Annotated in this window: 13 protein-coding genes; 10 read left to right on the top strand and 3 right to left on the bottom strand. The window is 58.0% G+C overall.

The genetic code is table 11. From position 1 onward, the window contains the following. Positions 1-37 precede the first annotated feature (37 nt). Positions 38-1,729, top strand: coding sequence for a sulfatase-like hydrolase/transferase (locus tag ACR0L1_RS12860; protein ID WP_480859207.1), 1,692 nt, complete (start codon positions 38-40; stop codon positions 1,727-1,729). 370 nt (positions 1,730-2,099) lie between these two features. Here ACR0L1_RS12860 and ACR0L1_RS12855 read toward each other — a convergent pair whose 3' ends face one another. After that, complete coding sequence (locus tag ACR0L1_RS12855; protein ID WP_170773252.1) at positions 2,100-2,519, bottom strand: hypothetical protein; 420 nt, start codon at positions 2,517-2,519, stop codon at positions 2,100-2,102. A gap of 103 nt (positions 2,520-2,622) precedes the next feature. On the opposite strand from ACR0L1_RS12855, the gene ACR0L1_RS12850 reads away from it, so the two are divergent. The 3 genes from ACR0L1_RS12850 to ACR0L1_RS12840 all read left to right on the top strand — a co-directional run bounded on the left by ACR0L1_RS12850 (position 2,623) and on the right by ACR0L1_RS12840 (position 5,063). Next, positions 2,623-3,390 (top strand): helix-turn-helix domain-containing protein, encoded by a 768-nt coding sequence (locus ACR0L1_RS12850; protein ID WP_480859205.1) that lies wholly within the window; start codon positions 2,623-2,625, stop codon positions 3,388-3,390. An 82-nt stretch (positions 3,391-3,472) separates the two neighbouring features. Continuing rightward, a complete protein-coding gene (locus ACR0L1_RS12845; RefSeq protein WP_480859203.1) occupies positions 3,473-4,270 on the top strand; it encodes a hypothetical protein in 798 nt (265 codons plus the stop codon). Positions 4,271-4,481: 211 nt separating this feature from the next. Next, a complete protein-coding gene (locus tag ACR0L1_RS12840) occupies positions 4,482-5,063 on the top strand; it encodes a VOC family protein (RefSeq protein WP_170773595.1) in 582 nt (193 codons plus the stop codon). 143 nt (positions 5,064-5,206) lie between these two features. Here ACR0L1_RS12840 and ACR0L1_RS12835 read toward each other — a convergent pair whose 3' ends face one another. Beyond that, on the bottom strand, positions 5,207-6,682 hold the full coding sequence (locus ACR0L1_RS12835) for an NAD-dependent succinate-semialdehyde dehydrogenase (protein ID WP_480859201.1): 1,476 nt from the start codon (positions 6,680-6,682) through the stop codon (positions 5,207-5,209). Positions 6,683-6,684: 2 nt separating this feature from the next. After that, a complete protein-coding gene (locus ACR0L1_RS12830; RefSeq protein WP_170773259.1) occupies positions 6,685-7,962 on the bottom strand; it encodes a 4-aminobutyrate--2-oxoglutarate transaminase in 1,278 nt (425 codons plus the stop codon). 149 nt (positions 7,963-8,111) lie between these two features. Between ACR0L1_RS12830 and ACR0L1_RS12825 the strand changes: the two genes are divergently transcribed. From ACR0L1_RS12825 to ACR0L1_RS12800, 6 genes are all read left to right on the top strand, one after another. After that, a complete protein-coding gene (locus tag ACR0L1_RS12825; protein WP_480503670.1) occupies positions 8,112-8,678 on the top strand; it encodes a cupin domain-containing protein in 567 nt (188 codons plus the stop codon). A gap of 138 nt (positions 8,679-8,816) precedes the next feature. Then, complete coding sequence (locus ACR0L1_RS12820) at positions 8,817-9,338, top strand: VOC family protein (RefSeq protein WP_170789906.1); 522 nt, start codon at positions 8,817-8,819, stop codon at positions 9,336-9,338. A 69-nt stretch (positions 9,339-9,407) separates the two neighbouring features. Continuing rightward, on the top strand, positions 9,408-9,746 hold the full coding sequence (locus ACR0L1_RS12815) for a hypothetical protein (protein WP_170789907.1): 339 nt from the start codon (positions 9,408-9,410) through the stop codon (positions 9,744-9,746). Between the two features lie 110 nt (positions 9,747-9,856). Continuing rightward, complete coding sequence (locus ACR0L1_RS12810; protein ID WP_170773267.1) at positions 9,857-10,825, top strand: carbon-nitrogen hydrolase family protein; 969 nt, start codon at positions 9,857-9,859, stop codon at positions 10,823-10,825. A gap of 44 nt (positions 10,826-10,869) precedes the next feature. Then, a complete protein-coding gene (locus ACR0L1_RS12805) occupies positions 10,870-13,602 on the top strand; it encodes an aminotransferase class I/II-fold pyridoxal phosphate-dependent enzyme (RefSeq protein WP_480859198.1) in 2,733 nt (910 codons plus the stop codon). Between the two features lie 17 nt (positions 13,603-13,619). Further along, positions 13,620-15,068: a biotin carboxylase gene (locus tag ACR0L1_RS12800; RefSeq protein WP_170785722.1), complete on the top strand. Its 1,449-nt coding sequence runs from the start codon at positions 13,620-13,622 to the stop codon at positions 15,066-15,068. The last annotated feature ends 4 nt before the right edge of the window (positions 15,069-15,072 follow it).

Raw genomic sequence — 15,072 nt, 5'->3', positions numbered from 1 at the left:
ACTTATTGGAAACAGCATAGAGGAAAGGGAAACTGAAATGAAATTTAGTCTGGCAATCTGTGGCGCAGCGGCAGCGGTGCTTTCGTCGGATGTGGCGGCTCAGCCCATCATCCACGACGCCGAACATTACATCCTTCATGCTCAGCACGGCGAGCGGTGGTCGACCGAAGATGCCGCGCTTCAGGAAAAACTCGATGCGCTTGCGGCTGAACACGGCACCAAACCCAACATCATCCACATCATGTGGGACGACACCGCCGTGGGCGAGGTTGGCATCCCCGAAATTCAGGCCGTGCGTGGGTTCGAGACCCCCAATATGAACCAGATGGCGGATGAAGGGATCAACTTCATGCGCATGTATACCGAACCCGCTTGCACCCCCACGCGGGCAGCATTTCAGACCGGCCGCTACGCCGTGCGCAGCGGGATGCACACAGTGTCCTTCCCCGTTGAATATTCAGGCATGGATGCTGAGGAGGTGACCATTGCCGAGGTCCTCTCGGGTGCCGGGTACAACACCGCGTTTTACGGCAAGTGGCACCTGGGGGATACCGAGTTCTCATACGCCCACAACCAGGGTTATGACGAGGCCTTGTTTACCCCCTACAATCAGGTTCCGTCGATGTGGATACCGCAGGCTGAGGTCGGCAACGTGATCACCGGCCTCTATCCGGACTTCTATGGTGAAGACAAATATGACATCGACAATTCCTGGCAGCCGTTGGGTCAGGTCTGGACGCTTGAGGGAACCAAAGGCGGCGAGACGCTGGAATGGGGCCCGCCGCCCAATATCGAGAATTATTGGGATATCGAAACAGAAGCGCAGCGCCGGACACTGGCGTTCATCGACAAGAGTGTCGAGGAGCAAAAGCCTTTTTTCATCGCTTATCACCCGATCCTGGCGGCATTTTTTCCTGATCCGCGCAAGACGCAGAAAGACACGGCCAACAAGAACCTTGCGCAAGAAGGTCTGGTTGCAATCGATCAATTCGTGGGAGAGTTGTTTGACTATCTCGAGGCCAAGGGCATAGCTGAAAACACGCTGGTGATCGTGATGGCCGACTATGGCCCATTCATTCACTACGGGCCGCGTGGCATGGTCGAGACGCTGTATACAGGCGGTAAGGGTGACTTTACCGAAGGCGGTGTGCGGGTTCCGGCAATCGCGAAGTGGCCGGGTGTGATTGAGCCCGATCAGATCGTGGGGGACATCTTGCATGTCAGCGACCTTTTCACCACCTTCGCGCGCCTTGGAGGTGCGATGGATGCCATCCCAACCGACCGGGTGATCGACGGTGTCGATCAGACCTCGCTGTTGCTGAACGGAGACGGCTTCAGCCGCCGCGACTATGTCATGATCTATCAGGGTCCCAACCTGTCGGCTGGCGTCAAGGGCCGGTTCAAGCGGGATTGGAAAAACGCAACTCCCGGCCTGTCGAAGAACGAGTTCTATGATCTCTATACCGACCCGCGCGAGAAAACCGGCGAGATGATCGAGCAGTTCCACATCAAGTCGATGTTCAATCGCCAACGCGCTCGGCACGAGCTGTGGATGGACCAATATCCGAACCGTCCCGATCCAACTCCGGGGCCTGCCCTGACGGGTATCGCAAACGAACGGCCCGAGACGCGGCAGCTTTATACCGCTCCAGTCGAGGTCGAGAATTTGCCCTTCACGCCCGAGCAGATCAACAACTATCCGCGTCCGTTCTCGGATAGTGACATGTAACGCCGCTGGTACGGGTCAGAGCCCCTTGGGGCTCTGACCTTTTCAAGCTGGAAACAGGTTTCTCAACGTGATTTTGCAACTCAGCACCCCTGGAGTTCTATCGCTTTTTATAAACGATCATCCGGCGCTTGCTGAAATCAGTCATCAGTTTCATCGAGTGAGATTTTGCAGGCATGTTGCAGGGCACCTTTGTGCTGACCCAGTACTTTTTGTATCCCACCCGGCTATTTCCAACTTAACTCTGGTGAATTTGTATTTGTGTGTCCGTCGATATGGATTTTGAAAACCCTGACGTCGTGCCCGTTGCTTGCAGCGGGCCTCGACAATTCGAGATTGAACCCATCGCTGGGTGATCGAAAACGTCAGACCCTCAAGGATTTTCATCTGGTTGCGGTCGGCTGGACCAGAGGATCAACAGCAGGAAGGAAATGTTGAGGGCAACGTTTAAGGGCGCTCCGACCAAGACCGAGCCAGTGCTGTCGGTGCAAAACCAGACCCATGCGGTGATCTGTGCCACTTTGGCTGCGGCGGCAGGGGATATCGGCACAACGTAGGTTCCCAACGCCCATTGCATCGCGCCTAGCCCGGCCGTCAGACCGCCAACAATTGCAAGCAACAATGGCGCTGGGACGGTGATATCGGCTGCAACCGAGTGGATCGGCCAATACGCCACTGTCAGAAAGATATGCGCCAGACTGTGCAAGGCAGGCAGTGCGGTCAATGTAAATAGAACTCCGGTGGCGACCAATGCCGTGCCCGACCGTCGCATTGCGATGTGTTGTGGGGTCATGACGCCCTCCTTTCGATGGTGTCCTTCATGCGGTCGGGGCGGGTCGAGATCAATTACGTCAGAGGTAAGTGATTTCTACCTGCAGGGTCACTAAGGTGGCACCATGACCCCGTATTCCAGTTTGCTGAAAGAATGGCGGAAGCTTCGGCGGATGAGCCAGCTTGACCTGGCGACCGAAGCCGATGTCAGTGCGCGACATATATCCTTTCTCGAAACCGGTCGGTCCCGGCCCAGCCCAGATATGATCCTTCATCTTTCGGACGTTATGGATGTACCTGTCGACGCCAGAAACCAGATGCTGCAGGCAGAAGGTTTCGCCGCCCGTTTTGCCAAAACTCCCTTTGATGACGCCGCCATGGCCCCGATCCGCGATGCTGTTGAATGGACACTGAAACAGCATGACCCCTACCCGGGGATTGTGTTGGATCGGGTTTGGAGGATCGTCAGATTGAACAAAGCGGCCGAGCTTCTGTTTACACCGCTTGGGATCGAAACCGGGCAAAGCCTGTTGGCGCTTGTTACAAGCCCGGTCATGGCCGAGCTAGTAGAAAACTGGCCCGAGGTTGCGCATCATACAATGCTGCGTTTGCGCTCGGAAAGCGCGAATGCTGGCGGGTTGCCCGAATTGGACGCTGCGGCCAAGGCGCTTGCGCCTTTTGCAAGCATCCACAGGGATATGGTTCCCGGTCCAACGGTTCCGGCGATCTATCGTTTTGGGGAGCAACGGGTGTCGATGTTTGGGACTGTCGCGCAATTCAGCACCGTGACGGATGTCACTCTGGATGACTTGAAGATCGAACTGTTCTTTCCATCCGACGAAGCAAGCGCAAGTTTTCTGAGGGAAATCTCAAGTCCGAGACATGGCGGGTAGAATACGGTCGAGCGTCTTGACGGCGCACCCCTGATCAAATGATCATCGGTTCACTGTCATGGGGTGCCCTGAAGGAAAACCGATGGAAGTGTTTGGTAGTGAAGCCCAGCGACACATGTCCACCACGGGCGAGCATCTTTTGCATCTGCTGGGGGACGACCCTCGGTTCTGTAGCCATGGGCGGGGTATTCAGGTTTCCAATGAGTATAGTGGGGCATTGGATGATGCCTATGCAATGGCCCGGATCCTTGGCGTGACCGCGATAGAGAGCATACCACGTCCTGAGGTTGCGAAAACGCTGGCAAAAATTGAAAGCCAGGGTTTCAAAACAGATACGATAGCCTCCTATCTGGGAGGTCTGAATTGCGTTGACATCGCGCGCCACGTTGTCGAGACGCGGACGCTGCCCGAAGATTTGACCGTGCGCGTGATTGATCGCGACTCTCCGCCGGAATGGCTGGAAGCTTTTGCCGAAGTTGCATTGAGCCACGGAGTTTTGCCTCCGATCGGACCGGTTATGCGTGGAGTGTCCCGGCCCGGGTTTGCCATGGTCGCCGTTGACAGGTCGGGTGCACCGGTTGCAACCGCGGGCTCGGTTCTGTGTCATCCACCCAGCAGCCCGTTGCATCGTCGCGCGCAATGGGGTCAGCTTTCGACCAAACCCCAGCGTATGGGCGAGGGGATTGCGACAATCTTGGGTGCAATGGCTCTGATACACTCTCATGATCAGCTTGGCGCCACCGGGTTCAAGACGGGCATTGCGCCCGGCAATGTTGCGTCTGCCTATTTGTGTGAAAGGCTTGGATTGCAGGACAGCGGCAGCGACATTGTCGCGATCATTGACCCTAAGCTTTTCGCAGAAGACCGGTTGACCAAATGAGCCGTGCAAAAGGGAAATGCAGTATTCTGTCACCAACACGTGAAAGGGCCCGGCTGAAACGTTTTTGAAAACCAATGTGGGGCGCAAAATTGTCGCACTGGCAAAGCTTAGAAACCTTGGGCCCGCACCTGTGATGCCGCAGAAATCAAACCCGACAGGTCAGGCCTGAGTGAACAAACCCCGGAGTCGCAAAATGTCAAAGTCCAATCAGATTAAGAAAATTCAAACGCAGGGCGTGCACCACATCACGATCAACGGAGCGGACCGACAGACGTCGATTGATTTCTGGGAAGGGGTTCTGGGAATGCCGTTCATTTTTGATCAGCCGAACCTCGACAACCCTAACGAGGGGCATCTGTATTTTGACCCCGGCGATGGGCGCCTCATCACAATTTTTACCAATGAAGACCGGAAACCGGATGCGACCCCTGTACCAGAGGCCATCGGGTCTTTGCATCATCTCGCGTTCAACGTCAGCCAAGCCACATTCTGGCAAGTGGCAGCGCGTTTGGATGCGCGGGGCGTTGATAACACGGGTCCCGTCGATCGGGGCTTCATGGATTCGATCTATTTCCGCGATCCGCTGGGGCTCCGGCTTGAAATTGCAAGCTATAGGTTCGAACCGCCCGAAGGCTGTCGCCATGCTGATGTACTGCTAAAAGCGCATAAACTTCGCGTCGCGCGTGGGGATCATCACATCAACCGGGAACATCTGGCAGATGCAATCGAAATGCTGGTTGAACAGAGTCAAAATTCGCTGTCGGCGGATCGCTCTGTGCGCAAGGGATACTGAAGATCTTTGGCCTTTCGCACTAAAGAGTGAGGCGGTGATCCGGTAGGGTTCTGAAGCCGCCAGAATTGGAAAGAAAAGACCGGGCTTGCGTTGAAGCCCGGTCTTTTCTTTGGTGCCGCGGGGTCAGATCCTGCCCGATAAGGTCAGGAAATCTCGCCCATGCAGAGGTATTTGATCTCGAGGAAATCCTCGGTCCCGTATTTCGAGCCTTCGCGGCCCAGACCGGATTGTTTGACACCGCCGAAGGGCGCGACCTCGGTCGAGATCAGACCGGTATTGATGCCCACCATGCCCGATTCCAGCCCTTCGGCCACGCGCCAGACGCGCGCCAGATCACGGCTGTAGAAATACGAGGCCAGACCGAATTCGCTGTCGTTGGCCATGGCGACGACGTCGTCCTCGTCCTCGAATTTGAACAGGGGCGCGACAGGGCCGAAGGTTTCATCCTTTGCGACCACCATGTCGCGGGTCACACCGGTCAGAACGGTGGGTTCAAAGAACGTGCCGCCAAGGTCCGAGCGTTTGCCGCCCAGCGTGACCGTTGCACCCTTGGACACCGCGTCCGAGATATGTTCCTCGACCTTGGCGACGGCCGCGTCATTGATCAGCGGGCCGGTGGTGACACCGTCACCGAAACCGTCGCCCACGTTCAGGGCTTTGGTCTTCTCGGCCAGCTTGGCGGCGAATTCGTCATAGACGCCTGCCTGCACATAGATGCGGTTGGCGCAGACGCAGGTTTGGCCGTTGTTGCGGAATTTGGCGATCATTGCACCATCCACGGCAGCGTCCACGTCGGCGTCGTCGAACACGATGAACGGCGCGTTGCCACCCAGTTCGAGGCTCATCTTTTTGATCGTGCCTGCCGCCTGCCGCATCAGGATCTGGCCAACACGGGTCGACCCGGTGAAGGTGATCTTGGCCACCTTGTCATTGGTGCACATCTCATTGCCCACGCCCGAGCTGTCAGTGCCGGGGATGACGTTGAACACACCTGCCGGGATGCCCGCACGTTCGCCCAGAACAGCCATCGCCAGCGCAGACAGAGGCGTCAGCGTTGCCGGACGGGCCACAAAGGTACAGCCTACAGCCAGTGCCGGACCAACCTTGCGGGCAATCATGGCGTTGGGAAAGTTCCACGGGGTGATCGAACCGACCACGCCCACAGGCTGTTTCAGAACGACAATGCGTTTGTCACGCTGATGGCCGGGGATGACGTCGCCGTAGACCCGCTTGGCCTCTTCCGAGAACCACTCGATGAAAGACGCCCCGTACAGGATCTCGCCCCGCGCTTCGGCCCAGGGTTTGCCCATCTCGGCGGTCAGGATCGTGGCTAGATCGTCGGCGTTTTCCACCATCAGATCGAACCATTTGCGCAGGATTGCGGCGCGCTCCTTGCCGGTTTGCGCGGCCCATTCTTTCTTTGCCGCATAGGCGGCGTCCACGGTCTGCGCGGTGCCTTCGATGCTGACATCGGTCACATTGGCGATCAGATCGCCGGTGGCAGGGTTGTAGACGGGAAAGGTCGCTTCACCCTCAACCCATGCGCCGTTGATATAGGCGCGGGTTTCCAGAAGGCTGGGATCTTTCAGCTCCAGCTTGGTCACTTTGATATCCAGCATGTTCAGGCTCCTTTGGCAGCGTCGACCGAGGCTTCGAGGATATCCATCGCCTCGGCGAAGATCTCGTCCTGCACCGTCAGCGGTGCGAGGAAGCGAATTACGTTCCCATATACGCCACATGTCAGCAGGATCAATCCGCGCTTGAGCGCCTCGGCCCGTACGGCGTTGGCCATCTCGGGGTTTGGTGCGCTACCGTCGGTGGTGTTGAACTCGGTCGCGATCATGAAACCGGGGCCACGAATGTCGACGATCTCGGGTGTACGGGCGCGGATCGATTCCAGACGTTGTTTCAGACGCGAGCCCAGCTCGTTTGCGCGGGCGCACAGGTCCTCTTCTTCGATCACGTCCATCACCGCATGGGCGGCGGCGATGCCCAGCGGGTTGCCGCCATAGGTGCCGCCCAGACCGCCGGGTTGCGCCGCATCCATCAGGTCGGCGCGACCCGTGACTGCGGCCAACGGCAGACCGCCCGCCAGACCTTTGGCCATGGTGGTGATGTCGGCGGCCACGTCATAGGCTTCCATCGCGAACAAATTGCCGGTGCGGGCAAAACCCGTCTGCACTTCGTCTGCGATCATAACGATGCCGTGTTCGTCGCACAGGGCGCGCAAGCCGCGCATCAGTTCGGCCGGGGCGGGGTAAAAGCCACCTTCACCCTGAACCGGCTCGATGATGATGGCAGCAACGCGGCCCGGGTCCAGATCGGCCTTGAACAGTTTGGTCAGCGCGCCCAGCGAATCCTCTGTCGAGGTGCCGTGCAGCTCAACCGGGAAAGGGACGTGATAGGTGTCGGGCATCATCGCGCCGAAGCCGGCCTTGTAGGGCTGCACCTTGCCGGTCAGCGACATGCCCATGAAGGTGCGGCCATGGAAGCCGCCACCAAAGGCGATCACGGCGGGGCGGCCGGTGGCTGCACGGGCGATTTTTACGGCGTTCTCCACCGCTTCGGCACCGGTGGTCACAAAGACGGTCTTCTTGGTGAAATCACCCGGCACCTTTTCGTTCAGACGCTCGGCCAGACGGATGTAGTTTTCGTAAGGCAGAACCTGATGGCAGGTATGAGTAAAGTTCGCGGCCTGCGTCGTGACCGCCTCCATAACCTTGGGGTGGCAATGCCCGGTATTCACAACGGCTATGCCTGCGGCGAAATCGATGTAACGCTTGCCTTCGACGTCCCACACCTCGGAGTTCGCAGCGCGGTCCACATAGACCTGCGTCTGCATTCCCACGCCTTGCGCGATCGATGTGTTGCGGCGTTCAGCAATCTGAGCATTCAGCATATTGCGTCCTTTCGGGTTGTCGGGCGCGCGCCCGTAAATCTGATCGCGTGACTGTAGTAGCCACAGGTTTGAGCGAAAGCCTGTTTCTTGCCAACCATAAGCCCTTGATTTACGGTCCCTGCACCCCTCAAGTGATGCGGATAGTGAACATGAAGAACGCCAATCAGGATGATCTGACCCTTGGATTGCGCCTGCGCGCCCTGCGTGAACGCGCGGGTCTGTCACAGCGGGCGTTGGCCAAAAAGTCGGATGTGCCGAACTCGACCATCTCGCTGATCGAGTCGGGCAAGATGAACCCCTCGGTCGGAGCGTTGCGGCGGATTTTGCAGGGTATTCCGATTGGCATGTCCGACTTTTTCTCGTTCGAGATCGAGGCCGAGCAGACCGTGTTCTACGCCGCAGAAGACCTGACCGAGATCGGCAAGGGCGGGCTGTCGCTGCGGCAGGTGGGATCGAACTTGCACGGGCGCGCGATGATGATCTTGCAGGAAACCTATGATCTGGGCGCGGATACCGGCCGTGTAATGTATGGCCACGAGGCCGAAGAGGGCGGCGTGGTGGTCTCGGGCCGGGTCGAGGTTACGGTGGGCGATCAACGCAAGGTGCTGGGGCCGGGGGACGCTTATTATTTCGACAGCCGCACCCCGCACCGGTTCCGTCAGGTTGGACCGGAAAAATGCCGGATCGTCAGCGCCTGTACCCCGCCGACTTTCTGACCGTCATCGCGGATGTATCCGCACTATGAACCATAGTGTTGCAATGAGTGACCAGTTGATCCACAGTATGATTCATAGTGCGGGATTTTCCCGCATGTCTCATCGGGCGCTCCCCCGCCCAATTCGGAGATTTGAGATATGAAAAAGAAGCCTGCCACTCTACCGCGCGGCTATCGCACCTGTACGGCATCGCTGGCTGTTGCGGACGTGCCTGCGGCGCTGGCCTTTTACGAAAAAGCCTTTGACGCCAAGATTCAGGCCTTTGATGCGGATGAGGCCCCCGGCTTTGCCGCCATCAAGATCGGCAACTCGATGCTGTTCGTCACTGCGGGTTGGGGCGCACATGTTCCGACAGTTGCGGGCACCGTTACCCCGGTGGGCCACCACATGTATGTCGAAGACGCGGATGCCGCGCTGGAGGCCGCTTTGGAAAACGGCGCAACCCTGATGGCCGAGGCAATCGACACCTATTGGGGCGAACGTTGCGCCACGGTTGCCGACCCGTTTGGCCATATCTGGACACTGGCGACGCGGATCGAAAATCTGAAGTCTGAAGATATCAGCGAGCGCCGCAGGGCCCTGTTCCGCGCCATTCAGGATCAGGATGCTGAAGCTGTGGTCGAGACCACTGAGCCGGCAAACCAGACCGTGGCCGCGTGATCCGTCATATGCTGATCTACAGACGGATCGTGGGGTGCCGGAATGGGTGTGTTCATTAATAGGCTAATCATGAACGACGTTCCCTTTCCCACTTTCACGATCCGCCAGAACGACTTGGCCATCCTTGCCGCTGAGAACCGGATCGGAGACTATCCTGTCGCCGTGCGCACTGCGCGCGAGGTGGTTAGCGGCGGCTTTGCCAACCACTCGGCGCATCCCAACACCTGGACGGTCTATTTTTTGGTCGACGGTCAGTGGGCGCTGGTGGAATCCACGCGCGGTCTGCGGCGGGAATGGTCCAGTCTGGACCGGTTGGAGAAATGGCTGCGTAGTTGCGGGTTCCGGTTCTTTTGGGTGCGCAACGATATCGACTTTGTGGAATCCCCCGGCGAGGAGGAGGCCGACTAAATCACCCCCTTGCGGATCGTGGGCTTGCACCAATCCGTGCTTTCATGTTCCGATGAAGAACGCCGGACCACCTCGGCGGTCGCAATCGGCAAGAAGAAGAGACAAACAAGATGACCCCTTTTGCGATAACCGGAATTCAGATGCATGTGGGCGCGTTGCAGTCGAATGTAGATGCGATGCTGCACCGGATCGACATAATGATGGCGCGGTTTCCCTGGACCCAGATGGCGCTGTTCAGCGAGTTGGCCCCCTATGGTCCGCTCGACCGGTTTGCCCAGCCTTTTCCCAATGACGATCTGTCACGTTTTCAGGACGCTGCGCGTCGCTATGGAATTTGGCTGATCCCCGGCTCGATGTTCGAAAAGCGCGAGGACGGGCGGATTTTCAACACCTCGGTGGTGATCAACCCCGAGGGTGAGATCGTTTCGAAATACTCGAAGATGTTCCCGTTCAAACCCTACGAACAGAGCATTTCATCCGGCACGGAATTCTGCATTTTTGACGTCCCGGATGTGGGTCGGTTCGGCCTGTCGATCTGCTATGACATCTGGTTCCCCGAAACCACTCGCCACCTGACCAGCCAGGGGGTCGAGGTTCTGCTGCATCCGGTGTTGACCGGCACCACTGACCGTGAGGCCGAATTGTCGATTGCAAAGGCCACCGCGGCGCAGTTCCAGTGTTACGTGTTCGACGTGAACGGTCTGGCCGCTGGCGGGGTGGGGCGGTCGCTGGTGGTTGATCCCTCGGCCACGGTGCTGCACCAATCGGCGGGGCAAGAGGACATCTTCCCCATCGAGATCGATTTGGATCAGGTCCGCCGCCAGCGCGAGGTCGGGCTGAAAGGTCTGGGTCAGGTCCTCAAAAGCTTCCGCGACCGCGAGGCGGATTTCCCGGTTTATGACCGGGCCAGCGGAGCAGATGCCTATTTGCACACGCTGGGGCCGCTGCGCATCCCGCAAAAGGGCGATGTTGCCGGTGTTGCCGCGTCCGACCCCAGAACAGCGCTGGGATACAACGAAGATACCTCGACCAAGCCCGATAATCTTTATCTCTACAAAGGGCGCTCAGGCACAGACTGATACCAGCGCAGCTTTTCGGGAATTGCAGAAAGGACATTGATCTCATGCACGGCTTATCCGACAGCGAAAAGCTCCACACCATCTCGGACTATTACAGCGCCTCGCAATTGCGGGCGGACAGGTGGAGCGCGCTGCGGGAAACAGCCGAATCTCTGGATCAAAACGCCGGTGACTCTGATCGGGACAGGGCGCGCCGTCTGCTTCAGGCACTAGCCCCTATCGAGGTTTATTTCGCGTTTCCTGGCGCGTCGGCCTTTGACTATTTGCGCAGGCTGCTGGACCACGGCAATTTCGGCGATTTCTCGACCGCCGTGCGCCGGGTCTCGCGCGCGCTGACATCGGGGGCGTATCGGCGTCGCTCGATCCCTCTGATCGCGGATGAGACCGAGGGCGACGAGTTCGAGGATGAAGCGGCTCAAAGCCACGAAGCCCGTGCGCTGGGGCGACCCTATTTCGAGGTAATGATCGTCGACAATGTCAACGAACATCAGGAACGGTTCCTGCAATCCAGCCTGCAACGGATGCGCCGCAGCGAAGACCCGTTCATTTATGAGACCGTCGTGGTGCCCAGCGTCGAGGATGCGCTGATTGGCGTTCTGTTCAACCAGAATGTGCAGGCCGTGATCGTTCGTCCGGGTCTGAGCCTGAAGTCCAAGAACGAAACCAACGTGTTGGGGCGCTATATCAGCCTTTACGGCGAAGGCGCAGATCTTGATGCGCTGTCCCCTTCGGAATACGGGCCGGAAACCTGTCGCCGGATTGGAATGCTGCGCCCTGAGCTGGATGCCTATCTGATCACCGACCGCTCGGCCGAGGATATCGCCGGGCTTGATCTGGGCCTGTGCCGACGGGTGTTCTATAATCAGGAAGATTTTCTGGAACTGCATCTGAACATCCTGCGCGGGGTGCAGCGGCGGTTCAAAACCCCGTTCTTCACCGCGCTGAAAGAATATTCCAAGCAACCCACCGGCGTTTTCCACGCCATGCCGATCAGCCGCGGCAAGTCGATCAGCCGTAGCCATTGGATTCAGGATATGGGGGCGTTCTACGGGTCGAACATCTTTATGGCCGAAACCTCGGCCACATCGGGCGGGCTGGATTCTCTGCTGGAGCCACGCGGCCCCATCAAGGAAGCGCAAGAGGCCGCCGCCCGTGCGTTCGGATCAAAACAGACCTTCTTTGCTACCAACGGTACCTCGACCTGCAACAAGATCGTGGTGCAGGCGCTGGTGCGCCCTGGCGATATCGTTCTGGTCGACCGTGACTGCCACAAATCGCACCATTACGGCATGGTGCTGGCGGGGGCGAGCGTAGTCTATATGGACAGCTACCCTCTGCACGACTACTCGATGTACGGTGCGGTGCCGATCCGCGAGATCAAGCACAAGCTGCTGGCCCTGAAAGCCGAGGGCAAGCTGGATCAGGTGCGCATGGTGCTGCTGACCAACTGCACCTTTGATGGCATCGTCTACAACGTTCAGCGGGTGATGCAGGAATGTCTGGCGATCAAGAAAGACCTTGTGTTCCTGTGGGATGAAGCCTGGTTCGGTTATGCCCGTTTCGCACCCAACACGCGCGTGCGAACGGCGATGCGCTCGGCCAATATCCTGCGTGAACAGTTCCGCTCCGCAGACCATTCCGAAGCCTATGCAGCCCAACAGGTCGAGCTGGAGGGCGCGGATGATGAGACCCTGATGAACACCCGTCTGATCGCCCCGCCGGACGCGCGGGTGCGTGTCTATGCCACGCAATCCACACACAAGACGCTGACCGCGCTGCGGCAGGGCTCGATGATCCACGTCAACGACCAACAGTTCAAAGGCGCTGTGGAAGAAGCGTTTCACGAAGCCTACATGACGCACACCTCGACCTCGCCCAACTATCAGATCATCGCTTCGTTGGATGTTGGCCGCAGGCAGGTCGAGATCGAAGGTTATGAGTTCGTCCAGCGTCAGGTCGAAAGCGCCATGGCGATCCGCCGGGCGGTCACGACGCATCCGCTGCTGAAGAAATACTTCAAACTGGTCACGGCGGGCGACATGATCCCCGAGGAGTACCGCGAAAGCGGTATGACCAGCTATTTCGATCCCGATCAGGGCTGGGCGGACGTTTGGGATTGCTGGGCGAAGGATGAATTTGTTCTGGATGCCACCCGGATTACGCTGCATGTGGGCGCAACGGGCTGGGACGGTGATACGTTCAAGACCAAGATCCTGATGGACAAATACGGCATCCAGATCAACAAGACCTCGCGCAATACCGTGCTGTTCATGACCAATATCGGCACCACGCGCAGCTCGGTCGCCTATCTGATCGAGGTGCTGGTCGAGATCGCCAAGGAGCTGGACGATCTGATGGACGACGCGTCCAAGATGGAAAAGCGCGCCTTCGACAAGCGTGTCCGCAACCTGAGCGAACACGTCCCGCCACTGCCCGACTTCAGCCGCTTCCATGATGCGTTCCGCTGTGTTGAAGGCACCGAAGCGGGCGATATCCGCACCGCGTTCTTCCTGTCCTATGACGAGGACAATTGTGACTACGTGGAACCCGATCATGACATGCTGGACCGGCTGGAGGCGGGCGAAGAAATGGTCTCGGCCACCTTCGTGATCCCGTACCCGCCCGGCTTTCCTATTCTGGTACCGGGGCAGGTGATCAGCCCGGAAATTCTTAAATTCATGCAGGAACTGGACGTGTCGGAGATCCACGGTTTCCGCGCCGATCTGGGCCTGCGCATTTTTACCGAAGACGCTTTGAAATCAGTCAAGAAAACATAAGGGACTGGGAGGACCATATGCCTAAGAAGGTGCTGAAGAACATTTCGGAAATCCGACGGTATTTCCACACCAACAAGGACCCGATCTATTTTGTGTCGGCGACCAATTTCAACTTGTTGGGTTTGGATGAGTGGGTGATGAACTTCACCTATATCTGCTACATGGATTGCTTTGACGGGCGGCATCCTAACGTGTTCGTGCCATCTGAGATGCCGCATGACGAATTCCAGTCGATCGAAGACATCAACAACTATCTGCTACAGCACAAAGAGGTCATCGACCTGGTCAAGCGGCGCGGTGGCAAGCCCAAATTTGTGTTCCTGATGTTCGATGAGACGACCGAGAAACTGGTCAAGGAACTGGGTGGTCAGCTGTGGTTCCCCAAAGCCAAGCTGCGCACCAAATGCGACAACAAGATCGAAACGGTCCGCATCGGCAACAAGGCGGGTGTGCCGTCGGTGCCCAATACGCTGAGCGTGGTCAAAAGCTATGATCACCTGAAGAAAATTTGCGACAAAGCCGGGTTGGGGCATGATCTGGTGCTACAATCGGCCTTTGGCGACAGCGGCCACACCACTTTCTTCATCAAATCCGAGGCGGATTTCAACAAACACAAGGATGAGATCGTAGGCGAGGGCGAGATCAAGATCATGAAGCGGATCGATTGTCGCGGTGCGGCGATCGAGGCCTGCGCGACGTCCGAAGGCACTATTGTGGGACCGCTGATGACCGAGCTCGTGGGCTTCAACGAACTCACCCCCTATCGCGGCGGTTGGTGCGGGAACGAGATATTCTCGACTGCCTTCCCACCCAAGGCGCGCGAACAGGCGCGGCAGCTTACCTTCCAGTTTGGCGAGGAATTACGCAAATCCGGTTATCGCGGCTATTTCGAACTGGATTTCCTGATCGACAAGAAAACCGATGAGCTATGGCTGGGCGAGCTGAACCCGCGTATCACTGGGGCCAGTTCGATGACCAACCATGCGGCTTTTGCCCATGCCGACGCGCCCCTGTTCCTGTTCCACCTGCTGGAATTTTCGAAGAAGCCCTTCGAGTTGGATGTCGAGGAACTGAACGCCCGTTGGGCCGACCCTGACATGATCGACAGCTGGTCGCAGATGGTGATCAAGCATACCGATGACAGCGTCGACCGCATCACGCAGGCCCCGCAATCGGGCATCTACAAGATGCTCGAAGATGGCCGTGTGGTGTTTGACCGCTTCGACTATCACCGTCGCGCAGTGGGAGAGAATGAGGCGTTCTTTCTGCGCATCTCGAATGTCGGCGACTACCGCTATGAAGGGGCCGATCTGGGCATTCTGGTGACGCGGGGACGGTCAATGACCAAGGGGTTCAAGCTGACGGACAAGTCGAAAAAGTGGATTCACGGCATTACGTCGGCCTACGCCGCCGAACCGCTGCCAGCCGCGCAGCCGATGGAAGATCCTGCGTTCAAAATCATGTAGAAGG

Source organism: Ruegeria sp. J8 (genome assembly GCF_056531925.1).
This window is presented reverse-complemented; position numbering and strand designations above follow the sequence as displayed.